This is a genomic window from Leifsonia sp. 71-9, from assembly GCF_001898805.1.
GTDB lineage: Bacteria > Actinomycetota > Actinomycetes > Actinomycetales > Microbacteriaceae > Leifsonia.
The window spans coordinates 298,371-310,576 of record NZ_MKVJ01000021.1; the positions used below are offsets into that span (position 1 = coordinate 298,371).

A 12,206-nucleotide genomic window follows, 5' to 3' on the forward strand; every position below is an offset into this window, starting at 1 on the left:
AGGCTCAGCCCAGCAGCTTCGCCTTCGCCGCGGCGAACTCGGTGTCGTCGAGGAGCCCCTGCGTGTGCATCGTGGCCAGCTGCTGCAGCTGCGCCATGAGATCGTCGGCGGCAGAAGCGGGTGCCGCAACCGCCTGTTGCGGCTGCTGCTGCGCGACGGCCTGCTGAGCCGCCGCCTGCATCTGCGCCTGCTGCTGCTGGGCCTCGTACTGCTGCTGCTCGTAGCTGTCCTGCGCGCGCTGCTGCTGCCGGCGGGCCATGCCTCCGGAGACCGCGGTGGCGGTCCCGGCGACGACGGCGGTGCGCGCCGCGAGCCCGAGCAGTCCCGGGCGTCCCATTCGTCCGATGAACGGCATGGTGTCCTCCTCAGCCTTCCGCGCCCGCGGGCGCGCTCTCGTCGAAGTCGCCCGCGACGATCGCATTGACCACCGGCGCGGGGATGCGCTCGGTGTGCACGACGGTGCCGCCGGCCGCGAAGAAGCGGCTGGCCAGGTCTTTGGCCCACACGTGCTCGATCACGAGCACCGCACCGGCCCGGCCGGGCTCGATGAGGTCGGCGATGTCGGTCACGTCGTCGTCGCCCGCCAGGCCGCTCGCCTCGAGCTGCACGTCGGCCATCCCGATCTGATCGCCGATCTCCTCCAGCTCGAGCAGCTCGACGCTCCCGTCGACGCTCCGCCGGATGATCAGCAGGTCGAGCAGCCGCACGGTGCCGCTCGCCACGAGGTCCAGGATGGCCTGCACGACCCCCGGCGACGGCAGGTCGCTGTCGAATTGGGCGACGATGAACTCCGCGGGTCCGTACTCGAATTCGGCCACCGTGGTCCTCCTCCTGCGGCGGACGCCGCTCCTGGGGCCGACGCTACCCGTGCCCGGTGCGGCGCGGCAATGACCGACGTGGGCGATCTGAGCGGACCGCGTCGATGCGCACGTTCACATCCTTAGACTGAAGGCGGTCGAGGGGCGCGGGCATCCGCATCCCGGTGCGAAGGAGGACCACGTGGACGAATGGAACTGGGCCGGCAACCACCGCTACGCCGCGAGCCGCATCGCGACGCCGCGGAGCGTGGACGAGCTGCGCGAGCTGATCGCGGGTGCGCGGTCGGTGCGGGCCCTCGGCAGCCGCCATTCGTTCAACGACCTCGCCGACACCGACGACCTCCTGGTCAGCACGGCCGGTCTGCCGGGCGGCGTGCGCATCGACGCGGAGGCGCGCACCGCGACCGTCGGCGGCGGGGTCCGCTACGGCGACCTCGCGCGCGAGCTGGAGGCTGCGGGCTGGGCCCTCCACAACCTCGCCTCCCTCCCGCATATCTCGGTGGCGGGCGCGATCGCGACCTCCACCCACGGCTCCGGCGACCGCAACGGGACGCTCGCGACGGCGGTGGCCGGGCTCCGCATCCTTCGTGCCGACGGCGAGGTCGTCGAGCTGCGTCGCGGGGACGACGACTTCGACGGCGCGGTCGTGTCGCTCGGAGCGCTCGGCGTCGTGCTCGAGGTCACCCTCGACATCCGCCCCACCTTCACCGTGCGGCAGCGGCTCTTCGGCGGCGTGCCGTGGGAGGCGGTCACGAGCCGGTTCGACGAGGTCACCTCGGCGGCCTACAGCGTCTCGCTCTTCACGAACTGGGACGAGGAGGCCGTGAGCCTCGGCTGGATCAAAGAGCTCGCCGACACACCCTCCCCGATCGGCGACGACTTCTTCGGCGCCCCCGCGCTGACCGAGGCCCGGCACATGATCGCGACGATGGACGTGCGCAACACGACCGAGCAGCTCGGCGTGCCCGGACCGTGGAGCGAGCGGCTCGCGCACTTCCGCTTCGAGTTCACGCCGTCGAACGGCGCGGAGATCCAGTCCGAGTACCTCGTGCCGCGCGCCAACGCGGTGACGGCGATCGACGCGGTCCGCTCGCTCGCCCCGCTGCTCGCGCCGCTGCTGCAGATCAGCGAGATCCGCACGGCGGCGGCGGACGACCTCTGGCTGTCGAGCGCCTACGGCACCGACGTGGTCGGCCTCCACTTCACCTGGGTGCGCGATCAGGAGGGCGTGGAGGCGGTGCTTCCGGCGCTCGAGGACGCGCTGCTCCCCCTCGGCGCCCGCCCCCACTGGGGCAAGCTCTATCTCGACCTCGCGGGCGTCGTTCCGACGCTCTACCCGCGCCTCGACGACTTCCGCACCCTCGCCGAGCGCTTCGACCCCACCGGCCGCTTCCGCAACCCCTTCCTCACCCGCCTCCTCGGCTAGCCGGCCCGCGAGCACAGGAAAAGTGCTCGATTCCGCCCGGCTTTCGAGCACTTTTCCTGTGCTCGGCGGCTGACTCGCGGGCCGGGTGGGTCAGGAGACGCGGGCCGCGATGTCGGTGCGGTACTGGGAGCCGTCGAGGTGGATGCGGCCGACGGCCTCGTAGGCGCGGTCGCGCGCCTCGGCGAAGGTCGTGCCGCGGGCGACGACCGAGAGCACGCGTCCGCCGGTCGCCAGCAGCGCGCCCGACTCGTCGCGGGCCGTCGCGGCGTGCGCGATGGTGACCTCGGGAACGCCCGCGGCCTCCTCCAGCCCGGTGATCGGGCGGCCGGTCAGCGGCGCCTCCGGGTAGCCCTCGCTCGCGACCACGACGGTCACGGCCGTGTCGAGCGCGAACTCGGGGCGCGGCATCCCGGCCAGCGCGCCGGTCGCGGCCGCGAACAACAGCGACGACAGCGGCGTGACCAGCCGGGGGAGCACGACCTGGGTCTCCGGGTCGCCGAAGCGGGCGTTGAACTCGATGACGCGAATGCCGCGCTCGGTCATGATGAGCCCGCAGTAGAGGAGGCCGATGAACGGCGTCTGCTCGACGGCCAGCCGGCGGACGGTCGGCAGCGCCACGGTGTCGATGACCTCGTCGACGAACGTCTCCGGCAGCCATGGCAGCGGCGAGTACGCGCCCATGCCGCCGGTGTTGGGGCCGGCGTCGCCGTCGAGGAGGCGCTTGTAGTCCTGCGCCGGGCTGAGGGGGAGGACGGTGTGGCCGTCGCTGACGAGGAAGAGGGAGACCTCCTGGCCGTCGAGGAACTCCTCGATCAGCACCCCGCCCTGGGTGAGGTAGTGCTCCGCGTGGGCGAGCGCGGCGGCGCGGTCCTCGGTGACGAGCACGCCCTTGCCCGCGGCGAGTCCGTCGGCCTTGATCACATAGGGGGCGCCGAGGTCGTCGAGGGCCGTCTCGACCTCGGCGAGGGTCCCGGCGCGCACGGCACGGCCGGTGGGCACGCCCGCCGCCTCCATGATGCGCTTCGCGAAGGTCTTGGAACCCTCCAGCTGCGCGGCGGCCTTGCCCGGGCCGAAGACCGGGATGCCGCGGGTGCGCAGCGGGTCGGCGACGCCGGCGACCAGCGGGGCCTCGGGACCGATGACGACGAGCTCGATGCCGTTCTCGATCGCGTACTCGGCGACGGCGGCGCCATCGAGCGGATCGAGCGCGGTGTCCACCGCGACGTCGGCCGCGATCCCCGCGTTGCCGGGGGCGGCGACGATCTCGTGACCCGCCTCCTCCGCGAGGAGCGCGGTGATGATGGCGTGCTCGCGGGCACCGGAACCGAGGACGAGAATCTTCACGCGACCATGCTAGAGGGCCGCGGTGAGTGCCCGCCGCCCCGGTGGGAGGATGGACGCATGGCCCGAGCGAAGATCCCCGACTCCGAGGGCGGCCCCGCGGTGCGTGCGGCGCTCGCCGAGGGCGCCGACCGCAACACCACCGCGACCGCCGTGCGCTACCTCCTGCAGCTGCTGGCGGAGCGCGCGCCGGGCAACACCGTGGAGGTGCGCGTGCCGCCGTTCGGGGCGACCCAGTGCATCCCGGGCCCCCGCCACACGCGCGGCACCCCGCCCAACGTCATCGAGACCGACCCGACGACCTGGCTCGCGCTCGCCTCCGGCGCTCTGACCTGGGACGACGGCCTCGCCTCCGGCTCCGTGCACGCGTCGGGCCAGCGCGCGTCCCTCGACGGCCTGCTCCCTCTCCGCTACTGAGCGGGGGAAGCCGCTGCCGGGGTGGGCGTCCACCCAGGCGGCGTAAGGGACAATGGACGCATGACCGATAATCCGGAGGAGCAGGCGTCCGTCACCGAGGCGGAGGTGCGGGTGCACCGTTCGCCGCGCTACTTCCGGTTCATGCTCACCGGCGCCATCCTGTTCGCGATCGTCGCGCTGGTGCTGACGTTCGCCTTCCCGGAGAATCCGACGTACGACCGGGGCACGGTCTTCGGCTTCCTGCTCGCGATCTGCGTCGTCGTGGGCGTCGCACTCGGCTCCCTCGTCGCGCTGCTGATCGACCGGGCGACCTCCCGGCGCGCGCGCAGCGTGCAGGCCGATAGAATCGACGTGCACATCCCCGCGGAGGAGCCCGGCGACGAGCTGCAGAGCGACGAGCCGAAGAGCGACCGGCCCGCGACCCCCGAGAGCTGAACATCACGACACACCTTGAGAAAGGGGTCCGCTGTGGCCGGAGGCGACGGTCTTCTCACCCACGATCTGCTGCCCGGTGAGAAAGGACCCCAGGACGCGTGCGGCGTCTTCGGCGTCTGGGCTCCCGGTGAAGAGGTCGCGAAACTCAGCTACTTCGGCCTCTACGCCCTGCAGCACCGCGGGCAGGAGTCGGCCGGCATCGCGACCAGCGACGGCGACAAGATCCTCATCTACAAAGACATGGGTCTCGTCTCGCAGGTCTTCAACGAGAACGCGCTCAACTCGCTGACCGGCCACATCGCCGTCGGCCACACGCGCTACTCGACGACCGGCGCCTCCAGCTGGCAGAACGCGCAGCCGACCCTCGGCCGCACCGCCAGCGGGACCGTCGCTCTCGGTCACAACGGCAACCTCACCAACACCGCGCAGCTCATGCAGCTCGTGCACGAGCGGTACCCGGAGCTCGACGGCGAGCTGACCCGCGGCAACACCACCGACACCGCGGTCGTCACCGCGCTCCTCACCGGCGACCTCGACCACACCCTCGAGGCGACGGCCCTGGAGGTGCTCCCGCGTCTGCGCGGCGCCTTCTGCCTCGTCTTCATGGACGAGCACACCCTCTACGCGGCCCGCGACCCGCAGGGCGTGCGCCCGCTGGTGCTCGGCCGCCTCGAGCGCGGCTGGGTCGTCGCGTCCGAGACCGCGGCGCTCGACATCGTCGGCGCGAGCTTCGTGCGCGAGGTCGAGCCGGGCGAGCTGATCGCCGTCGACGAGAACGGCCTGCGCACCACCCGCTTCGCGCCCGAAAAGCGCGCCGGCTGCGTCTTCGAGTACGTCTACCTCGCGCGTCCCGACACCACCATCTCCGGTCGCGGTGTGCACGAGGCCCGCGTCGAGATGGGCCGCCAGCTGGCCCGCGAGCACGCCGTCGAGGCCGACCTCGTCATCCCGACTCCCGAGTCCGGCACCCCCGCCGCCATCGGTTACGCGCAGGCGTCCGGCATCCCGTTCGGGCAGGGCCTGGTCAAGAACTCCTACGTGGGCCGCACGTTCATCCAGCCCTCGCAGACCATCCGCCAGCGCGGCATCAAGCTCAAGCTGAACCCGCTCAAGGAGGTCATCAAGGGCAAGCGTCTCGTGGTGGTCGATGACTCGATCGTGCGCGGCAACACGCAGCGCGCGCTCGTCTCGATGCTGCGGGAGGCCGGAGCCGCCGAGGTGCACGTGCGCATCTCCAGCCCGCCCATCACCTGGCCGTGCTTCTACGGCATCGACTTCGCCTCGCGGGCCGAGCTCATCGCGACCGGCCTCGGCGTCGAGGAGGTGCGCCAGTCCATCGGCGCGGACAGCCTCGGCTACCTGTCGGAGGACGGCATGATCGGCGCCACCGAGCAGCCGCGCGAACTGCTCTGCACGGCCTGCTTCACGGGCAAGTACCCGATCGAGCTTCCGGATGCGCACCACCTGGGCAAGAACCTGCTCGAGCGCCCGCAGGAGACCGTCGCCGACACCGACACCGGTGCGGACGCCGCCTCCGACGGCTGCGAGCCGGGACCGGACTCCGAGTACGAGCGCCTGCTCTCCTTCGGGGACCCGGGCCGCCAGGAGTAGGCCAGGGGGAGGGGCGGCCCCGTCGCCCGGTACGATTGGCGGGTGACCGAACCCACCGCATCCTCGTCCTCCTCCTACGCCGCCGCGGGCGTCGACACGGCCGCCGGGGACCGCGCGGTCGAGCTCATGAAGGCCGCCGTCGCCCGCACCCAGGGCCCCGAGGTCTTCGGGGGAGTGGGCGGCTTCGCCGGGCTCTTCGACGTCTCGTTCCTGAAGGACTTCCGCCGGCCGTTGCTGGCGACCTCCACCGACGGCGTCGGCACCAAGGTCGCCATCGCCCAGGCGATCGACAAGCACGACACCATCGGCCAGGACCTGGTCGGCATGGTGGTCGACGACATCATCGTGGTGGGCGCGCGCCCGCTGTTCATGACCGACTACATCGCCTGCGGCAAGGTCGTGCCCGAGCGCATCGCCGCGATCGTCGCGGGCATCGCGGGCGCCTGCGAGGCCACCGGCACCGCTCTGGTCGGGGGCGAGACCGCCGAGCACCCCGGGCTGCTCGGCCCCGACGACTACGACGTGGCGGGAGCCGCCGTGGGCGCGGTCGAGGCCGACGAGCTGCTCGGCGCCGAGCGCGTGCGCGACGGGGATGTCGTGCTCGCGATGGCCTCCTCCGGCCTGCACTCCAACGGCTATTCGCTGGTGCGCCACATCCTGGCCCAGCGCGGCATCGGCTTCACCGACCACTCCGACGAATTCGGCGGCCAGGTGGGCGAGGCCCTCCTGGAGCCGACCCGTCTTTACACCTCCCCGCTGCTGCGCGTGCTGCGGGAGCCGTCGCTGCGCGGCGCCGTGCACTCGCTCAGCCACGTGACCGGCGGCGGCATCGCGGCGAACCTCGCCCGCGTGCTCCCGGTCGGCTCCTGGGTCGAGGTGGAGCGCTCGACGTGGTCGCCGAGCCCCGTCTTCCGCATCCTGAGCGACCTCGCGGGCAGCACGCTCGAGTCGTCCGAAGGCACCTGGAACCTCGGCGTCGGGATGTTCGCCGTCGTCGCACCGGAGGCCGCCGACGCGGTCGCCGCGGCGATCACGGCCGACGGCATCCCGACCTGGCCGGTGGGCACCGTCTCGACCTCGGCCCGCGACCTCACCGGGTTCGAGCAGGGTGCGAAGGGCGTCGACGGAGGCGCGGTGCGCTTGACGGGTTCGTACGCCGGTTAGGCGCCCCGCCACGCGCCCTCACACCGGCGACGCGCCCGCGCCCTCCGCCATCGCGAGGAGGGTGCTCGCCGGCTCCTCCGGATCGTCGAGCGTGATCGCGAACTGGCGGTCGTCGTGCTGGGTGATCACGAGGCCAGGGCCTCGCCGGAGGATGATCGCCGATCGTCCCGGCATGACCCGGTACCCCCAGCCGCCCCACTGCATCGGTTCGAGCGTCGTGACCTCGATCGCCGCGATCTCCGCGGGGGCGATGCGCTTCAGCGGGATGCCCAGCAGCCCGGACGTGATGCGGAGGCCTCTCGCGTCGACGGTCACCCGGAAGACGCAGAAAGCGGCGACGATCAGCACGACGGCGAGATAGACGACCGCCGTCCACCCCAGCGCGCCGATCCCATCGCGGGCGGCGGAAGGCGCGAAGAGCACGACACCGAGGATCAGCAGCAGGGCCGTCGCGCCGAGGAGCAGCCGGGAGGTCACCGTGCGGCTCCACGGACGGGCGGGAAGCGACGCTGCTGCGAGCGGGCGGTCGGCGTCGGCCGACAGCTCGACCGGCGGAGTCGACCCCCGGGGCAGGAGTGCGAGCTGGACCAGGCCGTAGCAGGGGGCGGCGAGCGTCACCAGGGCCCAGGCGCCGATGCGGACCGTGAACGGGTCGGGCACATCGAGCGACGGGACGGTGCTCCCGAGCCACATGCCCAGCACGAGCGCGGCGGCGCCGCCGGTGAACGCGCCGGTCGCCCGGGGTCCCCATTCGCCCAGCCTCCCGGCGAGCACCACGATCGACCCGATGAGCGCGGATGCCGTGCTCACTCCGAGCAGCCATCCGAGGAAGACCGGGGCGCTCGTCACCGCGTCGGCCGGTCCGCCGACGCCCCAGTGCGTGGGCAGGTGGGCGGGCAATCGGCCCTTCCACAGCATCCATGTCCAGAGGATCGTCGCGGCGGGCACCCACAGGGTCAGGATCGCCAAGGCTCTGCGCAGACCGTTCATCCGGAGTCTCCCATCGTCGTTGACAGCATGCATAATCTAACATGGCAGCATTGCGAACCGCTCTCGGGCACGGCTGGTCGAGCGACGACGTCGCCGAGCCCCTCCTCGACCGACGCCCCCTGTTCTGGTCGGAGCGGCGCGCCGCCGTCTCTGGATAGAGTGACGGGGTGACCCGCCTGTCTGCCCACCTTCGCGTGGCGAGCGCGGCGGGCATCGCGGCGGTCGCCGCCCTGTTCGGAGCGGCGCCGGCGGCCCTCGCCCAGCCCGAGCCGGGCGTTCCCGCGGCCGGAACCGTCACTCCGCTCGTCGACTGCGTGCAGGATGCGCCGCTCGGCGCCGTCACGGCGCGCAGCGTCGTGCTGGGCTACCGTTCGACCGCCTCCGCGCCGGTGACGCTGCCCGCGGGCGGCGGCGAGAACGACCTGACCTCGGGCGCCGGGGACCGCGGCCAGCCGAGCACGTTCCTCCCGGGCGAGCACCACGGCACCGCCCTGCTGACCTTCGACGCACAGGCCGAGCCCGCCCTCGGCTGGCGGGTTCAGGGCGCGGTCCCCGCGATCGACGCCACGGCGCCCGCCTGCACGGACGCGACCGTCGTGACCCTGAACGCTCCGTCGAGCGCCGAGGCCGGCCGATCGTTCGTCACGACCGCCGCGGTCTCCCGGCTCCTGATGGGCGCGGCGGACGGCGGCTCCGTCGGCTTCTCGATCGACGGCGAGGCCGAGACGGTCGTCCCGGTCGCGGGAGGCTCGGCGCGCGCCGAGCTGACCGCACCGGCCGCCGGCTCCCACACCCTCGTCGCCCGCTACCTCCCCGCGGACGGCTCCGGGCTGAAGGCGGCGACCGCCTCCACGGTCCTGACGACCGCGGTCGCGAGCGGGCCGCTCTCGGTCGCCGCCAACAGCGTCGTCGCGGGCAGCACCTCCGCGGTCGTCGTGGTGACGCGGGCCACGGCGAACGGGGAGGCGACCGTCGACTACACGACCGCCGATGGCACGGCGCGGGCCGGAGCGGACTACACCGCGACCTCCGGGACCGTCGTCCTCGCCGACGGGGTGCGCGAGGCGAAGGTCCGCATCCCCCTGGCGTCCCGAGGCGCCGGCTCGCCCTCCGCGACGTTCTTCGTGCTGCTGCAGCGCGCGTCGACCTCCGTCGGGTCGGCGTCGGCGACGGTTCTGCTCCCCGCGGTGGCGACGCCGCCCGCGGCCGCGGCAGCCGGACCGGCTGATCCCGCCGCCGCCTCCCTCGCGATCGCGGGGCCGGGCGACTCCGACGGACCGGCGTCCGCCCTCCCCGTCGCGGACCCGACCGCACGGGCCGCCGGAGCCGCGGGTCAGGACCTCCTGCTCCTGATCGTCGGAGCCATCCTCACCGTCGGCGGCATCGCCGGGGTGGTGAGCGTCATCCGCGGCGTCACCCTCAGCAACGCGAACGCCTGACGACGCGCTCGGCGGCCGCCGGGTCAGCTGAGCGTCGTCACCACTCCACCGATGAGCAGGGCGACGACGACGGTCCAGCCGACGATCGCGACGCCCTGCCAGATCAGGATGCGCCCGCGCCCGACTCCCGCGGCGGCGAGCATCGTCGCGGTGAACTGGGTGGGCAGGAGCAGCGGTCCGAGGAGGCTCACTCCGGGAACGCCGTAGCGCTCGAACGCGCGCTGGAACTTCGCCTTCCGCGGTGAGACCTCCGGCGCCGGGTCGTCACCGACGCCCGGTGCGGGTTCGTGGCCGGCGGCGACCGCGGCGGCCTGCACCCGGGCCCGGCGGCGCGTGACGACGGCGCGACGTGCGCCCGAGCCGAGGAGGACGAGCACGGCGACGCAGGCGAAGTTGCCGATGATCGCGGCGATGATCGCGATGGCGGGAGTGATGCCGCCGATGATCCCGATCGTCGCCGCGCCCTCGCCCTCGACGAACGGGATCGCGCCGGCCGCGGCGACGATCAGCGGCTGGACGAGGTCGGGCACGTGGCCGACGAGGTCTTGGAGGGCGTCGACGAGGTTCATGCGGGTGCTCCGATCGGTCGGTGGTGCGTGCTCCTTCCGAGTCCATCGGTCGCGGGCGGCCGCCGGTAGTGTGCGGGCGTCACCGGTTCCCGGGCGTTCCGCTCGCGCCGCCCGTGACATTCGTCACGCCCCTACGATGAACGGGTGGGATACGGGGCGGATGCGGCGGAGGCCGCCGGTGCTGCCGCCACCGCACGGCTGGCGCCGCGGCTGACCCGGGGAGTGTCCGCGACCTGGTGGTACACCTTCGGCACCGTCGTCTTCTTCGTCGTCGTGCTCGTGCTGTTCTGGGAGGTGGCCCTCCTCGGAGCGCGCACCGGCACAGGGTCCGTGGTCGCCGTGGGCATCGCCGGGCTGGTGTGGGTCGCCGCCACGATCCCGATGCTGCTCGACTACCGGCGCAGGGACGAGGGTGCGGCGCCGCTGCGTCGCCGGTGGGCGCTCGTCCCGCTCCTCGTCGCGCTCGCGTGCTCGGCCCTGCTGGCGTACGCGACAGGGATCTGGGTGATCGCGGCCGTCCCCGTCGTCGAGGCGATCGTGCTGTTGAACTGGGGGCCGGGCATCCGTCTCCGCGTCGTGCTGGTGCTGACCCTCCTGCTCGGCGCGCTCTGGGCGATCGACGTCCGGTTCAGCTTCCCGGCCGGCAGTGGGCCGACCTGGTTCCTCGTCGGCGTCTACTCGGCCTCCCTCCCGGCGGTCACCATCCTGTCGCTGTGGTGGTGGGATGTGGTCCTCACCCTCGATCGCGCCCGCGCCGCGGAGGCGCGCCTCGCCGCCACCCAGGAGCGGCTGCGGGTCGCGACCGACGTCCACGATCTCCAGGGGCACCATCTGCAGGTCATCGCGCTCCAGCTGGAACTCGCGGAGCGGTTGATGACGAGCGACCCCGAGGGCGCGCTCGACCAGGTGCGTGCCGCGCGCACCAGTGTGGACGAGGCGCGTCAGGGGACGAGGGACCTCGCGCTGCGCTTCCGTTCCGTCCCGCTGCGCGACGAGCTCGCGAACGCGGTCGACCTGCTGCGCGCCGCGGGGGTCGCGGCCGAGTCGACGGTCGACCGCGACGCCGACCACGCACCGGCCGCGATCCTCGGGCCGGTCATCCGGGAGGCGACCACGAATGCGCTGCGGCACGGCGGCGGCCGGTGGGCGGCCCTCTCCCTCACCAGGGAGGCACGCACGTGGCGCCTCGCGATCGAGAACGACGCGGAGGACCGGGCCTCCTCCGGAGACGGCGGGGGATCGGGACTGCCGGGGATCGCCCGTCGTGTCTCCGCAGCGGGCGGCGCGCTGGCGGTCGAGCACCGAGCGCAGTCGTTCCGGCTCGTCGTGACCCTCCCGATCGACGAGGCCCCGGCATGATCCGCGTCCTGATCGAGGGGACTCCGGCATGATCCGCGTCCTGATCGCCGACGACGAGGCGATGATCCGCTCCGCGCTCGCGGCGCTGCTGCGGCTGGAGGCCGACATCGACGTCGTGGCGGAGTGCTCCGACGGCGAGCAGGCGCTCGCCGAGGCGCTCCGCACGACGCCCGACGTGTGCCTGCTCGACCTCGAGATGCCGGGCCTCGACGGGGTGGAGGCCGCGGCCCGGCTGACGCGCGCTCTCCCGACCCGCTGCATCGTCATCACCCGTCACGCCAGGCCCGGGGTGCTGCGCCGCGCGCTGGCGGCGGGTGTCTCGGGCTTCCTCCCCAAGTCGCGCGATGCCGCGGAGCTCGCCGACGTGATCCGCTCCGTCGCCGCCGGCCGGCGCTACGTGGATCCGGAGGTCGCGGCCGACGCCCTGAGCGACGAGCGCTCCCCGCTCACCGAGCGGGAGCTGGACGTCCTCCGCGCAGGCCGGCGCGGCGAGACGACCGGCCAGATCGCCCGGGCGCTGTCGCTGGCGCCCGGCACGGTGCGCAATCATGCCTCCGCCATCATCGGCAAGCTCTCCGTCAGCACCCGCCAGCAGGCCGTCCGCCTCGCCGAGGAGCGCGGCTGGATCTGACGGCCG

At 73.2% G+C, this 12,206-nt stretch carries 13 protein-coding genes; 8 read left to right on the forward strand and 5 right to left on the reverse strand.

Annotated elements, in window-relative coordinates; genetic code table 11:
• Positions 1 to 4: 4 nt before the first annotated feature.
• Positions 5 to 355 (reverse strand): SHOCT domain-containing protein, encoded by a 351-nt coding sequence (locus BGO91_RS17995; protein ID WP_290474110.1) that lies wholly within the window; start codon positions 353 to 355, stop codon positions 5 to 7.
• Between the two features lie 10 nt (positions 356 to 365).
• On the reverse strand, positions 366 to 818 hold the full coding sequence (locus tag BGO91_RS18000; RefSeq protein WP_290474111.1) for a DUF6325 family protein: 453 nt from the start codon (positions 816 to 818) through the stop codon (positions 366 to 368).
• A 181-nt stretch (positions 819 to 999) separates the two neighbouring features.
• On the opposite strand from BGO91_RS18000, the gene BGO91_RS18005 reads away from it, so the two are divergent.
• A complete protein-coding gene (locus tag BGO91_RS18005) occupies positions 1,000 to 2,244 on the forward strand; it encodes an FAD-binding protein (RefSeq protein ID WP_290474112.1) in 1,245 nt (414 codons plus the stop codon).
• Positions 2,245 to 2,334: 90 nt separating this feature from the next.
• On the opposite strand, the gene purD is transcribed toward BGO91_RS18005, so the two are convergent.
• Complete coding sequence (gene purD / locus BGO91_RS18010) at positions 2,335 to 3,588, reverse strand: phosphoribosylamine--glycine ligase (protein ID WP_290474113.1); 1,254 nt, start codon at positions 3,586 to 3,588, stop codon at positions 2,335 to 2,337.
• Positions 3,589 to 3,645: 57 nt separating this feature from the next.
• On the opposite strand from purD, the gene BGO91_RS18015 reads away from it, so the two are divergent.
• The 4 genes from BGO91_RS18015 to purM are packed head-to-tail and all read left to right on the forward strand — an operon-like array spanning position 3,646 to position 7,212.
• Positions 3,646 to 4,002 (forward strand): sterol carrier family protein, encoded by a 357-nt coding sequence (locus BGO91_RS18015; protein ID WP_290474114.1) that lies wholly within the window; start codon positions 3,646 to 3,648, stop codon positions 4,000 to 4,002.
• A 60-nt stretch (positions 4,003 to 4,062) separates the two neighbouring features.
• Positions 4,063 to 4,437 carry a hypothetical protein gene (locus tag BGO91_RS18020; protein WP_290474115.1) on the forward strand — a complete coding sequence of 125 codons (375 nt, stop codon included), beginning with the start codon at positions 4,063 to 4,065 and terminating at the stop codon, positions 4,435 to 4,437.
• A 33-nt stretch (positions 4,438 to 4,470) separates the two neighbouring features.
• Complete coding sequence (purF, locus tag BGO91_RS18025; RefSeq protein ID WP_021763721.1) at positions 4,471 to 6,048, forward strand: amidophosphoribosyltransferase; 1,578 nt, start codon at positions 4,471 to 4,473, stop codon at positions 6,046 to 6,048.
• 42 nt (positions 6,049 to 6,090) lie between these two features.
• Entirely contained in the window at positions 6,091 to 7,212 is a 1,122-nt protein-coding gene (gene purM, locus BGO91_RS18030; protein ID WP_290474116.1) for a phosphoribosylformylglycinamidine cyclo-ligase, read from the forward strand.
• An 18-nt stretch (positions 7,213 to 7,230) separates the two neighbouring features.
• Here purM and BGO91_RS18035 read toward each other — a convergent pair whose 3' ends face one another.
• Complete coding sequence (locus BGO91_RS18035) at positions 7,231 to 8,202, reverse strand: hypothetical protein (protein ID WP_290474117.1); 972 nt, start codon at positions 8,200 to 8,202, stop codon at positions 7,231 to 7,233.
• A gap of 167 nt (positions 8,203 to 8,369) precedes the next feature.
• Here BGO91_RS18035 and BGO91_RS18040 point away from each other — a divergent pair, with 167 nt between their 5' ends.
• Positions 8,370 to 9,641, forward strand: coding sequence for a Calx-beta domain-containing protein (locus BGO91_RS18040; RefSeq protein WP_290474118.1), 1,272 nt, complete (start codon positions 8,370 to 8,372; stop codon positions 9,639 to 9,641).
• 23 nt (positions 9,642 to 9,664) lie between these two features.
• Here the strand turns inward: BGO91_RS18040 and BGO91_RS18045 are convergent, their stop codons facing one another.
• Positions 9,665 to 10,210 (reverse strand): small multidrug efflux protein, encoded by a 546-nt coding sequence (locus BGO91_RS18045; protein WP_290474119.1) that lies wholly within the window; start codon positions 10,208 to 10,210, stop codon positions 9,665 to 9,667.
• 144 nt (positions 10,211 to 10,354) lie between these two features.
• Between BGO91_RS18045 and BGO91_RS18050 the strand changes: the two genes are divergently transcribed.
• Positions 10,355 to 11,569: a histidine kinase gene (locus BGO91_RS18050; protein WP_290474120.1), complete on the forward strand. Its 1,215-nt coding sequence runs from the start codon at positions 10,355 to 10,357 to the stop codon at positions 11,567 to 11,569.
• Positions 11,570 to 11,597: 28 nt separating this feature from the next.
• On the forward strand, positions 11,598 to 12,200 hold the full coding sequence (locus BGO91_RS18055; RefSeq protein WP_290474121.1) for a response regulator transcription factor: 603 nt from the start codon (positions 11,598 to 11,600) through the stop codon (positions 12,198 to 12,200).
• Positions 12,201 to 12,206: the final 6 nt, after the last annotated feature.

Bases quoted from the DNA above. Each gene is read 5' to 3' on its own strand.
- BGO91_RS18045 (WP_290474119.1), bottom strand. From the start codon at position 10,210: ATGAACCTCGTCGACGCCCTCCAAGACCTCGTCGGCCACGTGCCCGAC.
- BGO91_RS18015 (WP_290474114.1), top strand. From the start codon at position 3,646: ATGGCCCGAGCGAAGATCCCCGACTCCGAGGGCGGCCCCGCGGTGCGT.
- BGO91_RS18055 (WP_290474121.1), top strand. From the start codon at position 11,598: ATGATCCGCGTCCTGATCGCCGACGACGAGGCGATGATCCGCTCCGCG.
- BGO91_RS17995 (WP_290474110.1), bottom strand. From the start codon at position 355: ATGCCGTTCATCGGACGAATGGGACGCCCGGGACTGCTCGGGCTCGCG.
- BGO91_RS18035 (WP_290474117.1), bottom strand. From the start codon at position 8,202: ATGAACGGTCTGCGCAGAGCCTTGGCGATCCTGACCCTGTGGGTGCCC.
- BGO91_RS18020 (WP_290474115.1), top strand. From the start codon at position 4,063: ATGACCGATAATCCGGAGGAGCAGGCGTCCGTCACCGAGGCGGAGGTG.